Below are 18350 nucleotides of genomic sequence, written 5' to 3'. Positions count from 1 at the left end.
GGAGCGGAGTCCATCCAACCAGCCCCGGGAGCTGTGTCAACGGGCCAGGCGTCGCTGCGATTCAGGAGGGTGAGGCGGTCTCGTCCGTCCGGCCGATGTCGGCGAGCCGTGCGGCGTCGCCGACCCGACCGAGTGCGACGAGGGCCGCGCCCGTCGCGCCGATCTCCGGGTTGCGCTGGTGCCACACCCGCCGCGGCGCCAGCGCCGCGCCGAAGGCCGCCCGCCACCACGGGGACGCGGCCACCGCGCCTCCACCGAGGACCACCTCGACCGGGCCGTCCACCCTGGATTCGAGCAGCGCCAGATCCGTCACCACCAGGTCGCACAGGCCGCGCATCAACCCGGCGAGGATCTCCACCGAGGTCGTGCCGAAGCTCAGCCCGCGTACCTCGCCCGAGCCGGCCGGCGCCACGCCCGGCGGCCGGTCGCCGCCGAACCGGACGTTCGCCGAGGAGCCGCCGACGACGGGGACCAGCGCCAGGGCCTCGTCCAGGGCGGGCCCCTCCGGCAGGCGCAACTCCCGGTTCGCCCAGGCGAACAGGTTGCCCCCGGAGGAGTACGCGGCGCCGGTGACCACATGGTTGTGGTCCACCCGGTACCGCCACAGCTGCGGCGACAGGCGGGGCGGTGGGGCTCCCGCCGGAAGGGCCTCGATCATCCGGACCGCCGCCGAGGTGCCCACGGTCACCGCCACCCGGGTCGGGTCGACGCAGCCGGAGCCGACGTTGGACGCCGCCCCGTCGCCCACGGGGGCGGCCCACCCCACGCCGGCGAGCTGTGGCCAACGGCGGGCATGCTCGGGGCGCAACCGCCCACGCCAGCCGGCCGGTGCCAGCTCGGGCAGCTCCCCGGCGTGCGCACCGGCCAGCGCGCACGCCTCCGGATCCCAGTCGAGGGTCCGCAGGTCGAGCAGCCCGGTGCCGGAGGCCTGCGACATCGACATGGGCGCGGTGTCGAGCAGCGCGCCGAAGACGTACTCGGCCAGGCCGACGAAGCGGGCGATCCGCCCCGCGGTCCGGTCCCGCAGCCAGGGCAACCGGACCGTCCAGTAGCAGCGGTGCCACCACGTGCCGGTGCGCTGGTGGAAGGCGTCCGCGTCGGCCGGGCCGGCCGCGCCCGGCGGCGGCTCCGGTCGCGTGTCCAGCCAGGCCAGCACCGGCCCCAGCGGCGTCCCGTCGTTCCGCACCGGAAGCACCGAGTGCCACTGCGCGGAGGCCGCCACGAGCTGGACGTCGCGGAGGTGGCCGCCGGCCGCCAGTTCGTCCAGGCACTCGACCAGACAGGCCAGGTAGCCCACGGCGTCCAGGGTGCCGGTGCCGTCCTCACCGACCGTCAGGGTGACCCGGCGCCGGGCCAGCGCCCCGGGCAGCGGCCGGGCGTCGGCGTCCAGCACGAGGCCGCGTACCGAGGAGGTGCCCAGGTCGAGTGCGAGAATCTTCATTGCCGGTCACGTTATCGGTCCCGTCGGTCCCCCGCCGCCTGACGCGTCCGGCTTCCGGCCGGGGCGGGGACCGCGTAGGGTGGGCGCATGCTCGCGCACCTGTCCTGCTGGTGGCCCGCCGACCCGGCGGCCATCCCCCGCGCGTAGCTTCCCCACGCGGCCGCCCGACGAGGCGGCCGCCGGTCTCATCCGGGCACCCCGACCGCCCCGCCGGGCGGCACCCGGCCCCGAGGAGACCCGAATGACCGACCTTTCCGAGCTGATCGCCGCCGTCGCCGCCGGCGTCGATCCCGGCCCGTTCGCGCTGGTACGCCGCGAGGGCGCCGACCACGTGGACCTGTTCACCGGAACGGTGGACGTGGTGGAGCGACTCGCCGACATCCCGCTACCCGACGGGGCGCCCGGACCCCGCACCCTGGCGCTGGTGCCGTACCGGCAGGTCACCGAGCGGGGCTTCGCCTGTGTCGACGACGGCACCCCGCTGGAGTGCCTGGCCGTCGGACGGCACGACCGGGTGGACCTCGCCGCGGCGGTGGACGCGCTGCCCGCCGCGCCGGTGGTCACCACCGGCGCCCGGTTCGACGTCCCGGACGACGAGTACGCCGCCACCGTGAGTCGGGTGCTGGCCGAGGAGATCGGCCGCGGGGAGGGCGCGAACTTCGTCATCCACCGCACCCTGCACGCCACCGTCCAGGGCCCGCCGCTACGGGCGGCGCTGGCGGCCCTGCGGTCGCTGCTGCTGCGGGAACGCGGCGCGTACTGGACCTTCGTCGTCCACACCGGCGCCCGCACCCTGGTCGGGGCGAGCCCGGAGCGGCACGTCAGCGTCGACGACGGGCTGGTCATGATGAACCCGATCAGCGGCACCTTCCGGCACACCGGCGCGGCGGCCGACCGCGCCGCGCTGCTGCGCTTCCTCGCCGACCCGAAGGAGGTCGAGGAGCTGTACATGGTGCTCGACGAGGAGCTGAAGATGATGGCCACCGTGGCCGACCGGGGTGGGCAGGTCGTCGGGCCGTACCTGAAGGAGATGTCGCACCTCGCGCACACCGAGTACCTGCTCGCCGGCCGCGGCTCGAAGGACGTCCGCGAGGTGCTGCGGGAGACGATGTTCGCGCCGACGGTGACCGGCAGCCCGATGGAGAACGCCTGCCGGGTCATCGCCCGGCACGAGCGCACCGGCCGGCGGTACTACGCGGGGGTGCTGGCGCTGCTCGGCCGGGACGACACCGGCCGGCAGACGCTGGACGCGCCGATCCTGATCCGTACCGCCGAGCTCTCCCCCAGCGGCGAGCTGCGGGTGCCGGTCGGGGCGACCCTGGTCCGCCACTCGACACCCGAGGGGGAGGTCGCCGAGACCCACGCGAAGGCCGCCGGTGTGCTCGCCGCGCTGGGTCTCGGACCGCAGGCGCCGGTACCGGCCCCGGGGTCGCTGAGCCGACTCGCCGACGACCCCGAGGTACGTGCGGCGCTGGCCGCCCGCAACGCGCCGCTGGCCCGGTTCTGGCTCGACCAGCGGCCGGTCGACGCCTCCGGGCGCCCCGGGTTGGCCGGCCGCCACGCGCTGATCGTCGACGGGGAGGACACGTTCACCGGCATGCTCGCCCACCAGTTGCGGGCGCTCGGCCTCACCGTGGACCTGCGCACCTGGGACGCGCCGGGCGCCCTGGACGGGTACGACCTCGTCGTCGTCGGCCCGGGTCCGGGCGACCCGACGGACCTGGCCGAGCCGAAGATGGCGGCGATGCGGGGGCTGCTGGCCGGGCTGCTCGCCGCCGGCCGGCCGACCCTGGCGGTGTGCCTGGGCCACCAACTGCTCTGCGGGCTGCTGGGGCTGCCCCTGCACCGCCGCGACGCGCCCTACCAGGGCCTGCAACGGGCGGTGCCGCTCTTCGGCTCGCGGCGACGGGTCGGCTTCTACTCCACGTTCACCGCCCGGGCGGACGCCGACCGGCTGGACACCCCGTACGGGCCGGTGGAGGTGGCCCGCGACGCCACCGACGGTGCGGTGCACGCGCTGCGCGGCGCGGGCGTGGCCGGCGTGCAGTTCCACCCGGAGTCGGTGCTCAGCGCGGACGGGGTGGACGTCCTCGCCGAACTGCTCGGCGGGCTGTTGCCGGCACCGAGCGAGCCGTCGGCGGCGACGCGCGCATAGCGTCGCCGCTCCGGGGTACAGGTGGCGGCGGCCGGCGCTGCCGGGCGGGCCGAGAGCCCCCGTCCGGCACCGCCGGTCGTCCCGGTCAGGCGGCCAGGCCCTTTTTCAGCGCGGTCCCGATCTCCACGGCGCGCCGGGCGGTGAGCGCCGCCGCGCCCAGCGCGAGGCTGTCCGGCGCGATCTCACCGTTGTTGCTGGTGTGCGACGCGCCGTACGGGTTGCCGGCGACGAACTGGCTCGGGTCGGTGTACGCGGGGGTGACCACGACCCCGCCCCAGTGGTAGAAGATCGTGAACAGCGAGGTGAGCGTCGTCTCCTGGCCACCGTGTGAGGTGGCCGTCGAGGTGAAGCCGGAGTAGACCTTGTTGGCCAGTGCGCCCTGTGCCCACAACGGTCCGGTTGTGTCGATGAACTGCTTGAGCTGAGCGGCGATCATGCCGTACCGGGTGGGCGAGCCGAAGATGACCACGTCGGCCCATGCGATGTCGTCCAGTTGGGCCTCGGGCACGTTCTGGGTCTCCAGGTGGTGCGCCTGCCAGCCGGAGTTGGAGCGGATCGCCTCGTCCGGCGCCAGCTCGCGCACCTTGCGCAGCCGCACCTCGGCGCCGGCGTCACCGGCGGCCTCGCATACCGCCTGCGCCAACTGGTAGGTGATGCTGGTCGCGCTGTAATAGATCACCGCGACGTTCGTCCGGGCAGCCATCGGATGTCTTCCTCCTCAACGATCGGGCCAGCCCGGCGGTCTACCCGGTAGTTGCGGGGGCAAACGCCGCCGACCGGGACAGAATGGCATGCTCGTCCGGTGGAGATCCGCGACGCCGCACCCGACGACTGGCCCCGCATCTGGGCGTTCCTGCGTGAGATCGTGGCGGCCGGCGAGACGTACACCTGGCCCCGGGACGTGGACGAGGAACAGGCCCGCCGGCTGTGGCTGGCGCCGCCGCCGGGCCGCGTGGTGGTCGCGGTCGACACCGACGGCACCGTCCTCGGGTCCGGGAAGCTGGTTCCCAACCAGGCCGGCCCGGGCGGCCACGTGGCGAACGCCAGCTTCATGGTCGACCCGGCCGCCGGCGGGCGCGGGGTGGGGCGGGCGCTCGGCGCGTACGTGCTCGACCTCGCGCGCGCCGAGGGATACCGCGCGATGCAGTTCAACGCCGTCGTCGCCACGAACACCCGGGCGGTGGCGCTGTGGCGGTCGCTGGGCTTCGACGTCGTCGGTCGGGTGCCGGAGGGCTTCCGGCACCCGACCGAGGGGTACGTGGACCTGCTGGTCATGCACCGCTTCCTGTAAACACTCCTCAAGATTTCCGCAAGTTCCGCTCCGTGCCGGCGGCATGACGGCGGGTGGGCGGGATCCTGGTCACACCGGTGCCGGCAGCCACCGCCACGCCGGTGCGCCCGAACGGGGGGATCGCGCTGCGCCGGCAGTGGGCCGGCGTAGCGCGATCCGGGGGTCCTCCGCCCCTGACGGTCACTCGTTCAGGCGGTCCCGCAGGTCGTCCACCTGCTGCTGCAGCCGGTCCACCGCCGCCTCGTTGTTGACGACGGTGGTCACCCCGGCGGTGAGCGCCAACCCGATCAGGACGGCCAGGCCACTGAGCACCAGACCGCCGATCGCGACGCCCCGGCCGGTGACCTCCGGACGGCGGGCCATCCGCAGCGCGACGATGCCGAGGATGACGCCGATGATGCCGAGCACCACACCGAGCGGCGCCAGCACCGCGATCAGCACGCTGAACAGCCCGGACACCCCGAACACGAGCGCGAAGGTGGCCGCCGCGCTGGTCTTCATCCCGGCGCCGCCCCGGGTGCGGGCCGGCGCGCCGGCGCCACGGACCGGCTCACTTGACGCAGTCATGTCGCTCCTTCCCGCGCGCTGGGTGCGCGTACTCCACCCGTCGCATCCCCCCTGCGTTCCGGCTTATGCGTGCCGCGGACCGCTCCGGATCAGCCACGATCGAGGGTCGGGCTCGTCGCGTCCACCGTGCTGCGGATCAGGTCATGGCCCAGGTCGAAGCGGACGCCCTCCGGGTTGGTGAGTTGCGCCTCGGCGTACCAGGACCGGTCGGCTTCGGGGTGGGGGCCTGCCAGTCCCACCCGTCCGGCGCCGAACGTGGTGACGACGGCGGCGGCCGCGCCGTTGTCGTAGGTCGCGAGCACCGTGCCCGGCGCCCCAGGAGCCAGATTCAGCGTCGGACCGTCCTGGAAGTACAGGTACCGGGGGCGGCCGCGCCACCGGACCTGGATCACCGTGTCGTCGGCGTTGTCGACGCTCGCCCCTTCGGTGCGGATGTACTGGCCGACCTCCCCGTTGATCAGCCCGAAGCCGGGCCGGGCGGCGAGATACGCGCCGAGGCAGAAGCCGAGGTAGTGGCCGCCGTTGTGGACGAAGTCCCGGATGTCCTCGGCGTGGCCCCGCAGCCTTCGCCAGGCCGGGTTGACGTGGCCGCCGCCGGGTTGGGCGTAGACCACCGCCTCGGCCAACGCGTCCCGTGAGATCTGCCGCCGCTCGTCCGGACCGCAGTACTCGGTGCGGAACCCGGCCGGTGCTCTGCGCAGGAGGGCCGCCACCGCCTCCGCGCAACCGGAGCAGGCGGCCGGGCCCCGGTAGACCAGTGCCAGCGGCCGGTCCCGGTCCCCCGTGACCGCCGACACACCGGCCCAGCCCAGCGTGGCAAGGCCGCCCGCCGCGCCCAGACCGATCACGAGTCGCCGCCGGCTGATCTTCTGCGTCCCGTCGAGCAGCAGCCCGGGTCCGGTCCGCCTCATGTCCTTCCGCTGCCGTTCACTGCCGCACCCCGCTCGCCTGCCAATCGGCCCAGACCTCGCGCCCGGTCGGCTCCGGGGCGAGGTTCGTGAGCATGCCCGTCTCCTCGCGCTGGTACATCGACATGCCGGCGCGTTGCTGGGCTGATTGGACCGTCCTGGTGGCCAGTCGGCCGCCACCACGGGCGAGGAGCGTCACGGCCCCTTCCAACGGTCCACGGCCCGCCGTGGCCCACCATGCGGTCCCGACCAGCACGATGGCGACGATCTGCCAGACGTATCCGACCATCGGGTCGAAGGAGTCGAGTCCGGAATTGATGAACACGATGTGCGCGGTGTAGAACGTCAGCGTCATGCTTCCCGCGGCGGCCAGGGGCACCAGCAGCAGGGAGAGCGCCCGTCGCGGGAAGGGGTGTGCGACACGGCTGGCGAGCAGCATGACGCCGAGCAGGGCGACGGCGCTCCCGATCGTGCCGGCCAGGTCGAGCGGCGTGCCGGTGTGCGGCGCGTCGACGGCCAGCCACCACCACGTCGAGGTGGGTGTGCTGCCGTCACCGCCGAACGCGAGCAGCTCCGTCGTGTCCGCCACGGTGAGCCCGCTCTTCGGCTGGTTCAGCCAGATCTGCTGCCAGCCCGCGTACCGGTACAGCAGGACGTACGACGCCAGCGGCGCCGCTGCGGCGAGCGCGACTCCGGTGGCGAGCAGTCCGAGGATCACCGTCAGCCTGGTCAGCGTCAGCCGCCCGATCACCAGGCCGACGCAGAGGTACGCCAGCCACGTCACCGCCGGAAACTCCCCCGTCAGCGCAAGCTCGCTGAGCAGCGCGCCCGGATCGCCGACGAGATCCGCGAACTCCGGGTTCTCGTAGGCCGCCACCGGCAGCCGCGGCAGCAGGAGCTGCCGAAGCACGGGAGCACCGGCGGCCACGGCCACGGCGGTGACCGCCACCAACCAGGTCGGCAGGAACACCAGCGGAATCGCCAACAGGAACATCACCGCGTAGGCGGGCAGGATCACCGACGCCAGGGACGCGTCGGTGTAGCCGAGCGCCAACCCGATCGCGCCGATCGCCAGGGCCCGGACGCCGAGCGCCGCGGCCGGGCCCGAGCCGCCGGTCAGGCGGACCCGCCGTCGGCCGGTCATGAACGCGATGCCGACCCCGGCCAACACCGCGAACAGGGCGGCCGCCCGACCACCGAAGATCGTGAACGACCAGGTCGGCCGCCCCGCGGCGTCGGACACATAGAGCGAGTGCACGGCGATCATGCCGAACAGGGCGACTCCCCGGGCGGCGTCCACGCCGAGCAACCGGGGACGCCCGGCGGGCCCGGCCGGCGCGGCCGGCGCGGCCGGCGAACGGTCATCGGCCCGGCCGGCGGCGCGGCCGAGCTGGACGGTCTGGGTCACGGCCGCATCACCTCGTCCAGCAGATCGCAGCCGAGATCCACGCCGAGCCGGTCGGGGACGCGCAAGCCGGCGTCGAGGTACCAGTCGTCGGTGGCTTCGGGGTGCGGGCCGACGACACCGACCTTGCCGTCGCCGAAGCGGGTGACCACCGCGGCGACGGCACCGTTGAGGTAGGTGGCGAGGACCTCGGCGTCGGCGTCCGGCCGTAGCCGGAAGTACGGTCCGTCCTGGAAGAAGAGCGTCCGCCGCCGGCCGCACCAGGAGACCTGGACGACGGTGTCCTCCTCGGAGTCGACGGTGGCGCCGGCGGAGCCGACGTACTGGTCGGTGTCCCCGGGCAGCAGGGCGAATCCCGGGGTGGCCCCGGCGAGGTAGCCGCCGAGGCAGATGCCGAGGTACCTACCGCCGGAGTGGACGAACTGCCGGATCTCGTCGCGGTGGCGCTTCAGCTGCCGGTAGCCGCGCTTGAGGCTGCCGCCCCCGGGCTGGGCGTAGAGGGCCGCTCCGGCCAGGGCCTGACGGCTCAGCGGAAGGACCTCGTCGGGGCCGACGTACCGGACGTCGAAGCCCCACCGGCTGGACTTGAGCAGCGCCGCCACGGCCTCCGGACAGCCGGGCACGGTCGCCGGCCCCCGGTAGACCAGCGCCACCGGCGGATACGGCGACGGGGGCAGCGGCGAGCGTACGGTCAGGTTGCGGCCGGCGGTCACTCTCCTCGCAGCGGCGAGCAGCCGCCCGATACCTCCCGTCGCCATCACGACCTCGCCGGCAACGGGTTGTCGAGGGTCAGTGCCGTGCAGCGGACGCCGCCACCACCCTTGGCGAGCTCGGTCGTGTCGAGCTCGACGACCCGCAGATCGCGCTCCCGCAGCGCGGCGGCCAACCGGGGCGCCCCGCTGGTCATCGTCACGGTGGTGCCGTCGCTGATCAGGTTGAGCGCGAAACAGGCCGCCTCCTCGACACAGACCTCGATCAGGTCCATCCCGAGCCCGCGCAGCCGGTGCCGGCTCGGCCGGTCGAGGGCCTCCGGGCAGTAGGCGAGCACCCGCCCGGGCTCGACGACCCCGACCGCCAGGTCGAGGTCGTACCACTGCGGGCTCACCGTCCGCAGCGGCACCACCTCGTAGCCGAGTTCCTGCGCGAGTACGGCGTGCATCCGCCGGTCGGTGCGCTGTCCGTACCCGGCGAGCAGCAGGTCGCCGCAGGCCAGGGCGTCGCCCTGGCCGCTGAACGGGTACGGCGCCTCCAGCACCTCGTAGTCGTTGTCGATCAGCCACTCCTGGAAGTAGGGCAACTCGGCCTTGCGCTCCGGCGGCGGTGCTCCCAGCACCGCCCGACCGCCCCGCACCAGGGCCGCATTCGCGGTGAAGACCATGTCCGGGCACTCCGGCGCCGACGGCACGTACTCGATGTGGCGGCCCACCGCCCGGTGGACGGCGACGATGCGTTCGTGCTCGAGAAGCGCCGCCGCGTGGTCGGGCTGCACCGCGGTGTGCATGTACGGGTTGATCTCGTAGTCCACCCGGAAGTGCGCGGCGTCGGAGACCAGGAGTGCCTTGTTCATGGTGAGTGTTGTCCTCGGTTGGTGATGGATGGATGGACGGGGTTCGCCGCGGGCGGTGCGCTCGCGGCCGTACGGGTGTCAGGCCGCCCGTTGCGCAGCGGCGGGTTCCCGAGTGAGCACCCCTTGGGCGGGGATCCCCCGCCATCGGGTGCCGGCAATGAGGTGCTCGCCCTTCATCAGCAGCGAGAGCGAGCCCAGGAAGACGTCGTCGCCGACCACGGAGTCGTAGAGGACGATCGCCCGCGTGCCGATGGTGGCGCCGGGACCGACGGTGACCACCGACATCTTCATCACCCGGTCCTCGAACAGGTGGGTCTGCAGGGACACCTCGGTGCCCACGGTCGCGTCGTCACCGATCTCGACCAGGTCGAACTCGGTGAGGTAGGTGGTCCCGATCCAGGTGCGTCTGCCGACCTGGACCCCGAACCAGCGCAGCACCGGTGGCAGGAACGGCGTGCCGACCAGGAGACCGACGCCGGCGGGGACCGCCGCCGCCTCGAAGAGGCCGGTGACGAACTCGGTGCGGCGGACGAAGCCGCTCCAGAGTGGTTCCACGCGGGGGCGGTAGGTGCCGATGACGTTGCGCTTGGTCGCCGCGCAGAAGGCGATCACCGCGATGCTCGACAGCATCGCGACAAAGGGTGACACCAGCGCCGGGACGAGCAGGTCGCGGCCGTTGGCGAGCCAGGAGAGCGCCCAGAGATACAGGTAGAAGCTGGCCCCGAGCACCGCCGCGGGCAGGGTGGCGCGGAAGAACTCGACCAACAGCCGGTGGGCCACCACCCTGCGCGGCGGGCGGAACGTCTGCTCCTCGGAGAAGGTTCCGCTGCTCTGGCGCACCGGCAGGTGCATCGCCGGTGAGCCCAGCCAGGAGGTGCCCTCCGGGACACCGGCGTCGGGCGGCAGGGTGCTGACGCCGATCAGGGAGCCGTCGCCCAGCACCGTGCCGGCCGGCACGAACGCGGCGTTCCCGACGAAGGCCCGGTCGCCGATCGTGGTGGGCAGGAACGCCACCCGACCGTTGGCGAACGTCGCGGCGCCGAGGCTCGCCATGTCCGCGACGAAGCTGTCCGATCCCAGGGTGAGCAGGTCCGGGTCCAGGTGCGCGGCGGTGGAGACCTCGGCCCCGGGACCGACCTTGGCACCGAGCAGTCGCAGCCAGGGTCCGGTGTAGAGGGTCGCGTACAGCGAGTTCGTGAACGTCAGGCTGGCTTCGAGCAGCTTGTCGGCCACCCACTTGCGCACGCCCAGCATCGAGTGCACCTGATGGTGGACGCCGACCGGCACCCGTCGCAGCACCAGGCGCTTGCCGGCGGCGACCAGCGCACATACGGTCAGCACGTAGACGATGCCGGCCGGAATGGTCGCGACCAGGCCGGCGAGCAGGCCCCGGGTCAGCAGCACCCACCAGACCAGCGCCACGCTGGGCAGCACCATCGCGATCGTCCCGAGTTCCAGGCCGATCAGCCCGATCAGACCGGCTGCGACGTGGTGCAGGCGCCAGCCATGGCGCAGGGGGCGGTAGCTGAGCATGGATTCGACGGTGGGGGCGAGCCGGGTGGTCGGGGCCGGCGGTGACCCGGCCCAGCGGGCTCCGGGCGGCACCGTCTCGCCGTGGACGAGGACGGACTGCTCGCCGAGGCCGGCGTACGCCCCGACCGTGGCGCCAGGTTCGAGGACCGCGTTCGCGCCGACGAAGGCACCCGATCCGATCGTGATCGGCGCGACCACGACCCACCCGTCCTCCGCCCGCCACGGGCGTACCGACACGCCGTACCCGATCGAGGCGCCCGGCCCGACGGTGACCAGGGTCGGCAGGCTGATCGCGCTGGTGGCGATGATGGTCCGGTGGCCGACTCGGGCACCGAGCAGCCGCAGGTAGGTCGCCATCAGGGGAGAACCGCTCAGGACGGTCAGCGGCCCGATCGCCAGCAGCGTGTTCAACGCCCAGAGCCGGACGTAGGTCGGCCCCCACAACCGGTACCGGCCCGGCCGGATGCCCGCGGCCAACGGCCGGGCCAGCAGCACCGGCAGCACCCAGCGCACGCCGAGGTAGCTGAGCAGGATCGCGACCATCAGCTCGGCGAGGACGCGGGCCGACACGAAGCCGTCGTTGCGGGTGTAGACGTAGGAGACGGGCAGCGTGACGGCCAGCAACAGCAGGTAGATCACCGCCCCCTGGCCGAACCCGGCCACGGCGATCCGCCGGCTGGGGTGCCGCAGCGGTTCGGGACGGGGTGGTGCGGTCGTCCCGCCAGCCCGCTCGGCCGCGCCGAGACGAGCTGCCATGCCGCGTACGGTCGGGTGGGCGTACAGGTCCCGGACTGCTGGGCTCACGCCGACGTTGCGGGCGCGCAGCAGCGACACGACCCGCGCCGCGAGCAGCGAGTGCCCGCCGAGATCGGTGAAGAAGTCCGCCTCGACCGAGAGCGTCTCGGGCTCGATGCCGAACGCCTCCGCCCAGGCCGCACGTACCTGCTCCTCCAGCCCGCCGGCGGCCGCGACGACCGGGCCGGTCGTGCGGGTGAGGCGGCGGCACGGCGCGGGCAGCCGCTTCCGGTCGACCTTTCCGCTCGGCATGGTCGGCAGCGCGGTGACGACGTCCAGGAAGGACGGGACCATGTAGCCGGGAAGCCGGGTCTGGAGGGTCTGGCAGAGCCGGCCGGTCAGTTCCTCCCAGCCGCGCTCGTCACCGTCGAGCGGAACGACGTAGGCGGCCAGCTCGCGGGGGGCGTCCGGGCCGTCGGCGACCGGCACGAGCGCGGCCACGGCCTCGGCCACCCCGACGTCCTCCAGCAGCACGCTCTCGATCTCGCCCAGGTCCACCCGATGGCCGCGGATCTTGACCTCGGAATCCGCCCGGCCGAGGTACTCGATCTCACCGTCCTCGGTGATCCGCCCCAGGTCACCGGTGCGGTAGAGGCGGCTGCCGGGCGGCGCCAAGGGATGCTCGATGAACCGGTCGGCGGTCAGTTCCGGGCGACCGACGTACCCGCGAGCCACCCCCGGGCCGCCGATGCAGATCTCGCCGACCTCGCCGTCGGCGACCGGCCGCCGCTCCTCGTCCAGCAGCACCGCCGAGTAGGTCGGCAGGGGCCGTCCGATGGTGACCGTCCGTCCGGGCAGCAGTTCGCCCCAGGTGGCGGTGACCGTGGCCTCGGTCGGACCGTAGGTGTTGAGAATTCGCCGGCCCGGCCTGCTCCACCGCTCGACCAGTTGTCCCGGGCACGCCTCCCCGCCGACGAGCAGGTTCCGGATCCGGGGCAGGTCCCGGGGGATCGTGGCCAGCAGCGTGGGTACGCAGTAGAGAACGGTGATGCGCGCCTCGTCCAGGAAGTCCGCGAGCTCGGCGCCGAGGCGGCGGGAGTCGTTCGGCCCGGCCACCAGCGTCGCGCCGACCGACCAGGTCGGCCAGATCTCTTCGATCGCGAAGTCGAAGGCGATCGTCATGCCCTGGTAGACCCGGTCGCTCGGCCGTACGTCGTACACGCCGGGCACCACGTCCAGGAAGTTGCAGATGCTCGACTGCGCGACCTCGACCCCCTTGGGCCGGCCGCTGGAGCCGGAGGTGTAGATCACGTAGGCGGTGGGGTCAGGTACGCCGTCGCGGCTGAGGTCCGGCCGATCGCTCGGCGCCGAGGCGACCTCGGCGACGTACTGGTCGAGGACGAGAGCGCGCCGGTCCCCCACCCGGTCGGCGAGCGCCGAGGAGGTCAACACCAGGTCGACATCGGAGTCCTCGGCGATGTAGGCGACCCGGTCGGCCGGGGACTCGGGGTCGATCGGTACGAACGCGGCGCCGGCCTTCCCCACGCCCAGCAACGCCACGTACGTCGCGACCGAGCGTTGCAGCAGGATGGCCACCCGGGAGCCGCTCGCGACGCCGAGGGCCCGCAGCCGGTGGGCGAGCCGGTTGGCGCGCTCGTCCAACTCGCGGTAGGTCAACGACGCGCTGCCGCACTCGAGCGCGACGGCCGCCGGTGTTCGATCGCACGCGGATTCGAACACGTGGTGCAGCCGACGCGTGCCGGCGACCGCGGGCCCGTCCGGCTGCCCGCTCGCCGAGTACCCGGTCGCCGAGCCCACGAGGCGGACGTCCGCCTCCGGGGGACGCTCCGGTCGCTCAGTTGACCTTGACGTGCCGAGGGACCCGAACTGCTGCACGGAACTGCCAACCTCCTGCGCCGAACACGTCTCGAACACATGTGCCGTGCAGCCACGACCGTGCCGGACTCGGCGGGTCACCCGGGGAGGTGACGCAGGAGTGCCGGCAGGCATGGAGACCACGGCGCATAACTCACGAAAGGTGAAAATCCGCCGTAAGGCCGGCAGAGCAACATGAAGGTAGCAGACACTCTCATCCCGGGTCGGCGAAAAGCTGATTGACGCCACAATCAGCGTTTCGCGGAGCCGGCGGGGCTGAGGCCGGCCGGCGGGTTCCGGGCAAGTGGGGTGGTCCTAGGGTGGTACAGACCCCCTGACCGAGGAGCCCCATGGCCGTGGAGCTGACCGCACAGGCCGCGCTCGCGCTGCGGATGAGCAGCCTGCTGCTACGCCCGCACCCGACCGTCCACCTCCGGACGGTCGGCGAGGTGGTCGAGTGGTTCGGCGCGATGCAGGCCCAGGACCTGGCGAGCGGCATGTGGTCCCTGGGCGTCCGGCTGCCCGAGCTGCGGCACAGCGACGTGCACGCCGCGCTGGAACGCCGGGAGGCGCTGCGCACGTGGCCGATGCGGGGCACCCTCCACCTCGTCCCGGCCCGGGACGCCCGCTGGATGCTGGAGCTGACCGGCGTCCGGGTCCGGACCGCCGAGGCCACCCGCCGCGCGCAACTCGGCCTCACCGAGGTCGAGGCCGAGCGGGCGGTGGCGGTGCTCGGGGGCGCGCTGGTTGGCGGCGGCCGGCTGACCCGCGCGCAGTGCCTGGCGACGCTGGAGGCGGCGGGCATCGGCACCACCGGGCAGCGCGGCTACCACCTGCTGTCGCACGCGAGCTTGACGGGCGTCACCTGTCTCGCCCCGAACGTCGGCGCCGAGCAGACCTTCGTCCTGCTCGACGAGTGGGCGCCGGCGCAGCACCGGCCGGAGCGGGACGAGGCCCTGGCGACGCTCGCCCACCGGTACGTCCGCTCCCACGGCCCGGTCACCGCCCGGGAGTTCGCCGGCTGGACGGGGCTGACGCTCACCGACGCCCGCCGGGGCTTCGCCGCCGCCGGCGACGCGGTCGCTCCGGTGCTGGTCGACGGCGAGACGGCGATGGTCGATCCGGTCCTGCTCGACACCGCTCCCCGCCCGGTGGACGACCTGCTGGTGCTGCCCGGCTTCGACGAGTACCTGCTGGGCTACCGGGACCGCTCACTCATGGTCGATCCCGCGCACACGAACGCGATCGTGCCCGGCGGTAACGGCGTCTTCCAGGCCACCGTCGTGCGTGGCGGCCGGGTGGTGGGCACCTGGAAGCGAACGATCGACAAGGCCCGGGTGACGGTGACCGTCGCACCGCTCGCCCCCTTGGACGACCGGGTCCGGGCACGGGTGGAGCGGGCCCTGGCCCGCTACGCCACCTTCCTCGACCGGTCACTGCGTCTCGTCTGGTCCGGATGACATCTCATCCGGGCAGCGAGGGCGGGCGCACCATGGGTCTGCGGAACGGGCCCCAGCCCACGAAGCGGTCGAACAGGTCGCGCGGGCGCGGCCCGTCGTGCGGGTTCAGGTGGTAGAGGTCGTGCATCGCCTCGTACAGCAGGCCGGCGAGGTAGATCGACAGGGTCGGGTACCGCCCGTCGAACTCGGCCTTGAGCAGGAGGCGGGCCTCGGCGCACGGCCACGGCTGGCCACACGCCCGGCACGCCCACACCGGCCGCAGCGGGGTGTGCGGCGGCACGCGCTCGGTGCGGTAGCGGGGGTGCTCCGGGTACGGCCCGAGCCTCGGCTGCGGCAGGTCGGTGAAGCTCACCACCGGCCCCCGTTCGCCCGCCACCGCTGGGCCGGGGTCAACCAGCCGGCGCGGCCGGCCCGGGGGTGGGCGGCGGTCGGCTCCGTCATCCACGCCGGCAGGTTCGCGCGCCGCACTCGTCGCGGCAGCGCCGGCGGGTCATCGTCGCGGCAGCGGAACCAGCGGGTACGCACATCGACCTCCTCGGTGGTGGAAGGAGGCCGCTCTGCCCTGGGGGAAGCAGAGCGGCCGGCCGCAGGACCCGCCCCGTCCACCTCTCGGTACCGAAGCGGGTCCGCGTAGTGACAGTCTGCTGAGGACACCGCTACGGTCGATACGTGCTCCCGCCATCCGTGCAGGTCAGGGCAGCGGTTGAGCAGGCACGGGGGACATGTCGACGAGGACGAGCAGGAGTTGAGGAATCGATGGGGACCGCTGCCGGGTACATCATCAGCGAGCTGCGCCTGTTCCGGGCCGGCCTCGGGCTCAGTCAGGAGGACTTCGGCCGGGGCATCGGGTACTCGGGCTCGCACGTCAGCTCGGTCGAGACCGGCGGCCGGGCGCCCACGAAGGAGTACATGGCGGCCGTCGACAACACCCACCGGACCGGGGAGCGGTTCACCCGGATGCTGCGCGACCTGGGCCAGCTCGACACCGCGCCACCCTGGCTGCGGGAGTGGATCGAGTTCGAGCGGGAGGCGAACACGCTGCGCTGGTTCGAGCTGGCCTACCTCCCCGGCCTGCTGCAGACCGAACGGTACGCTCGCGCGACGCTCAGCGGCGGCCGGTTCACCGCCGAGGAGGTCGACCGGAACGTGGCGTCCCGGCTGGACCGGCAGGCGATCCTGGACCGCGACGAGCCGCCGCAGCTCATCGCGGTGGTGGACGAGTCGGTGCTGCGCCGGCCGGTGGTCGACCAGCCGGGGCTGATGCTGGAGCAGTGCGAGCGGCTGGTGGAGCTGGCGGCGCGGGAGCACGTCCAACTGCACGTGGTGCCACCGGATGCCGGGATGTACCTGGGGCTGGCCGGCCAGTTCATCATCGCCGAACTGCCCGACGGCACCCGGGTGGCGTACGCCGACAACCAGCTCAAGGCGCAGATCGTCGATGCCCCGGCGGATGTCGCTAAGCTTGCCAAGACGTGGGAGATCGTTCGCAACGAGGCGCTCCCCCGCCGGAAGTCGATCGAGCGAATCAAGGAAGCGGCCAAGTCATGGATGTACTGATCCCCCGGTGGCGCAAGTCGAGCAGGTCCGGCGGCAACGGCGGAGCGTGCGTCGAGGTGGCCGACAACCTGCCGGGCGTCGTGCTGGTGCGCGACACCAAGGACCGCGACGGCGGCACCCTCACCTTCAGCCCGTCGTCGTGGCAGTCCTTCGTGGATCTGGCGAAGCGGGTTGGCCCACTGGGCTGATCCGCATTCGTCGCGGCGTCACCGCACGATGCGGCGCAGCGCGGTCCTGCGCCTGCGATCTGGCGTGTCCAGTTGTTTCGGAATCCGGCCCGGCGGCCGGTCCGCCGGCCAGCGCCGTCCGAGCGCGCGCGTGGGAGGTGGCCACATCGGGCCGCTCACGATCTGGAAATTCTCCAGAACGACAACAAGCGCCTTCTCCACCGCCGGGAGGCGGCTGCGGAACTCTTCGTCACTGACCTTGTCGTGCAGGGCGGCGAACGGGCGCAGCCGGTCGACCTCGCCCTCCAACATCAACACATCGGTGCGGAGACGGTCCCAGTACAACGCCTCGCGCCGGACGAGCGCCACCCGCTCGACGAGCAGGCGCACCTTGGCCATGAGGTCGTCGGCGGCGACCGCCTCGCCGTGGGCCTCCTTCACGGCCTGCATGTACTGGGCTGCCGGAACCTCCTCCTCGAACACGACGAGGAGCTCGGTGACGTCCTTCTCCCACCTCTCCCGGCGGCGCCCGCGACCCTGGACCCAGGGCACGACGAGGATCTGGACCACGCAGGTGACGGCGAGCGTGACAAGGCCTCCGACGAGTACGGTCACGCCGACGCGGTAGACGCGCGGCCCTGCCGGATCGGGATGGCTCGCTGTCTCCCCGCGGTCGGGTGAGCGACAGCGAGCCGTCCGGATCCGGCCCCTCCGGTCAGTCGGCCAGCGCCAGCGGGAGCCACCATCTCGGCGACGTGGTCAAGCACCCCGCATCACGATCACGTGTCGAGGGGGCGCCACTGGCCGGAGGTGTAGCAGTGGTCGCTGGCGTCGGTGGGGCAGTACGCGCTCTTGTAGGTGTGGCTGCCGAACGCCTGCACGAAGATGTAGTCGATCTGCCGGTTCGTCTTCGGACGGGTCGGGAACGTGTCCCCGAGGACCAGGTCCACCATGTTGCCGTACGCGCCCGGCAGCTTGTCCCGGGTCAGGTTGAAGTCGCCGGCCAGGGAGAATCGGCGTCCCGGCTCCATCCAGGCCGTCGCGTTCCAGATGTACTCGGCGGCCTGGTGAATGGTGTCGCTTTCCTTTCCGGCGCCGAGGTGCGAGGTGCACTGCCCCATGGGGCCCGCGTAGGTGCCGAGTTTCAGGCACAGCATGGTGCGGCATTCCGTTTCCGCGTCGGTGCAGGTCTTGCCCGGGTTGGACAGGAACCAGGCCCGCCCGTCCTGGCGGACCCCGCCGGGATGGAAGATCGCGTTGCCGAACTCCTGATTCCCGCAGTTGGTCTCCCGTTGCTTGCTGACCACGAAGGTGCCGGCGCTGTTCAACCGATCCGCCAGCGTCCGGAACGAGGTCACACAGATCTCGTTGACGGAGATGAACCAGGCCCCGTCTGCCACCGCCATCCAGACGAGGACGTCCCGTGCGGTGGCGGCCTGCTCGATCGTGCACGCCTCCCGCTTCGCGTTGCAGATGTTGTAATGGTGGATCTTCGCACTCACCGCCGCCGTCGACATCACCGCCGGAGCCGGGCGGGGCGTCGCCGGACCGGCAATGGTGATCACCGGAGGCGCCGGCACCTCGGCCGCGGCGGCGGCGACACCGGTCGTCGTGACGGCGGCGCCGGTGCTCATTAGAAGGACCGCAATGGACAGGGCCAGTCCGCGTCTCATGGTCGCCACTCCAATC

General features: G+C 72.8%; 16 protein-coding genes. 5 read left to right on the top strand and 11 right to left on the bottom strand.

Going from position 1 to position 18350, the window contains the following annotated elements; translation table 11 throughout:
- Nucleotides 1–61 precede the first annotated feature (61 nt).
- Nucleotides 62–1441, bottom strand: coding sequence for an FGGY family carbohydrate kinase (locus ACN26Y_RS17890; protein WP_422733063.1), 1380 nt, complete (start codon nt 1439–1441; stop codon nt 62–64).
- Between the two features lie 241 nt (nt 1442–1682).
- Between ACN26Y_RS17890 and ACN26Y_RS17885 the strand changes: the two genes are divergently transcribed.
- Nucleotides 1683–3596, top strand: a complete 1914-nt coding sequence (locus ACN26Y_RS17885; protein ID WP_155331358.1) for a chorismate-binding protein — start codon at nt 1683–1685, stop codon at nt 3594–3596.
- A gap of 85 nt (nt 3597–3681) precedes the next feature.
- Here ACN26Y_RS17885 and wrbA read toward each other — a convergent pair whose 3' ends face one another.
- Complete coding sequence (gene wrbA, locus ACN26Y_RS17880) at nt 3682–4299, bottom strand: NAD(P)H:quinone oxidoreductase (RefSeq protein WP_155331357.1); 618 nt, start codon at nt 4297–4299, stop codon at nt 3682–3684.
- A 99-nt stretch (nt 4300–4398) separates the two neighbouring features.
- On the opposite strand from wrbA, the gene ACN26Y_RS17875 reads away from it, so the two are divergent.
- Entirely contained in the window at nt 4399–4887 is a 489-nt protein-coding gene (locus tag ACN26Y_RS17875; protein ID WP_155331356.1) for a GNAT family N-acetyltransferase, read from the top strand.
- Between the two features lie 180 nt (nt 4888–5067).
- Here ACN26Y_RS17875 and ACN26Y_RS17870 read toward each other — a convergent pair whose 3' ends face one another.
- From ACN26Y_RS17870 to ACN26Y_RS17845, 6 genes are all read right to left on the bottom strand, one after another.
- Nucleotides 5068–5454: a DUF4190 domain-containing protein gene (locus tag ACN26Y_RS17870; protein WP_155331355.1), complete on the bottom strand. Its 387-nt coding sequence runs from the start codon at nt 5452–5454 to the stop codon at nt 5068–5070.
- 89 nt (nt 5455–5543) lie between these two features.
- Nucleotides 5544–6365, bottom strand: coding sequence for a BPL-N domain-containing protein (locus tag ACN26Y_RS17865; protein WP_422733062.1), 822 nt, complete (start codon nt 6363–6365; stop codon nt 5544–5546).
- 16 nt (nt 6366–6381) lie between these two features.
- Nucleotides 6382–7770 carry a heparan-alpha-glucosaminide N-acetyltransferase domain-containing protein gene (locus ACN26Y_RS17860; protein ID WP_155331353.1) on the bottom strand — a complete coding sequence of 463 codons (1389 nt, stop codon included), beginning with the start codon at nt 7768–7770 and terminating at the stop codon, nt 6382–6384.
- A complete protein-coding gene (locus ACN26Y_RS17855; protein ID WP_422733061.1) occupies nt 7767–8525 on the bottom strand; it encodes a BPL-N domain-containing protein in 759 nt (252 codons plus the stop codon). The genes ACN26Y_RS17860 and ACN26Y_RS17855 overlap by 4 nt, the downstream gene beginning before the upstream one ends.
- Nucleotides 8525–9334 (bottom strand): dimethylarginine dimethylaminohydrolase family protein, encoded by an 810-nt coding sequence (locus ACN26Y_RS17850; RefSeq protein ID WP_155331351.1) that lies wholly within the window; start codon nt 9332–9334, stop codon nt 8525–8527. Before ACN26Y_RS17850 ends, ACN26Y_RS17855 begins: the two co-directional genes overlap by 1 nt.
- 78 nt (nt 9335–9412) lie before the next feature.
- Complete coding sequence (locus ACN26Y_RS17845) at nt 9413–13342, bottom strand: Pls/PosA family non-ribosomal peptide synthetase (protein WP_422733060.1); 3930 nt, start codon at nt 13340–13342, stop codon at nt 9413–9415.
- A 485-nt stretch (nt 13343–13827) separates the two neighbouring features.
- On the opposite strand from ACN26Y_RS17845, the gene ACN26Y_RS17840 reads away from it, so the two are divergent.
- Nucleotides 13828–14937: a winged helix DNA-binding domain-containing protein gene (locus tag ACN26Y_RS17840; protein ID WP_422733059.1), complete on the top strand. Its 1110-nt coding sequence runs from the start codon at nt 13828–13830 to the stop codon at nt 14935–14937.
- Nucleotides 14938–14941: 4 nt separating this feature from the next.
- On the opposite strand, the gene ACN26Y_RS17835 is transcribed toward ACN26Y_RS17840, so the two are convergent.
- Nucleotides 14942–15289, bottom strand: a complete 348-nt coding sequence (locus tag ACN26Y_RS17835) for a hypothetical protein (protein ID WP_422734950.1) — start codon at nt 15287–15289, stop codon at nt 14942–14944.
- A gap of 404 nt (nt 15290–15693) precedes the next feature.
- Here ACN26Y_RS17835 and ACN26Y_RS17830 point away from each other — a divergent pair, with 404 nt between their 5' ends.
- Both ACN26Y_RS17830 and ACN26Y_RS17825 read left to right on the top strand, forming a co-directional pair.
- Nucleotides 15694–16494 carry a helix-turn-helix domain-containing protein gene (locus ACN26Y_RS17830; RefSeq protein WP_422733058.1) on the top strand — a complete coding sequence of 267 codons (801 nt, stop codon included), beginning with the start codon at nt 15694–15696 and terminating at the stop codon, nt 16492–16494.
- Nucleotides 16482–16682 (top strand): DUF397 domain-containing protein, encoded by a 201-nt coding sequence (locus ACN26Y_RS17825; protein ID WP_422733057.1) that lies wholly within the window; start codon nt 16482–16484, stop codon nt 16680–16682. The genes ACN26Y_RS17830 and ACN26Y_RS17825 overlap by 13 nt, the downstream gene beginning before the upstream one ends.
- An 18-nt stretch (nt 16683–16700) precedes the next feature.
- On the opposite strand, the gene ACN26Y_RS17820 is transcribed toward ACN26Y_RS17825, so the two are convergent.
- Nucleotides 16701–17276, bottom strand: coding sequence for a hypothetical protein (locus ACN26Y_RS17820; RefSeq protein WP_422733056.1), 576 nt, complete (start codon nt 17274–17276; stop codon nt 16701–16703).
- Between the two features lie 164 nt (nt 17277–17440).
- Nucleotides 17441–18295, bottom strand: coding sequence for a hypothetical protein (locus tag ACN26Y_RS17815; RefSeq protein ID WP_422733055.1), 855 nt, complete (start codon nt 18293–18295; stop codon nt 17441–17443).
- Nucleotides 18296–18350: the final 55 nt, after the last annotated feature.

The organism is Micromonospora sp. WMMD558 (genome assembly GCF_049315255.1).
Lineage (GTDB): Bacteria > Actinomycetota > Actinomycetes > Mycobacteriales > Micromonosporaceae > Micromonospora.
The sequence above is the reverse complement of the archived record's forward strand: the minus strand, read 5'-3'. Positions and strand labels throughout refer to the sequence as shown.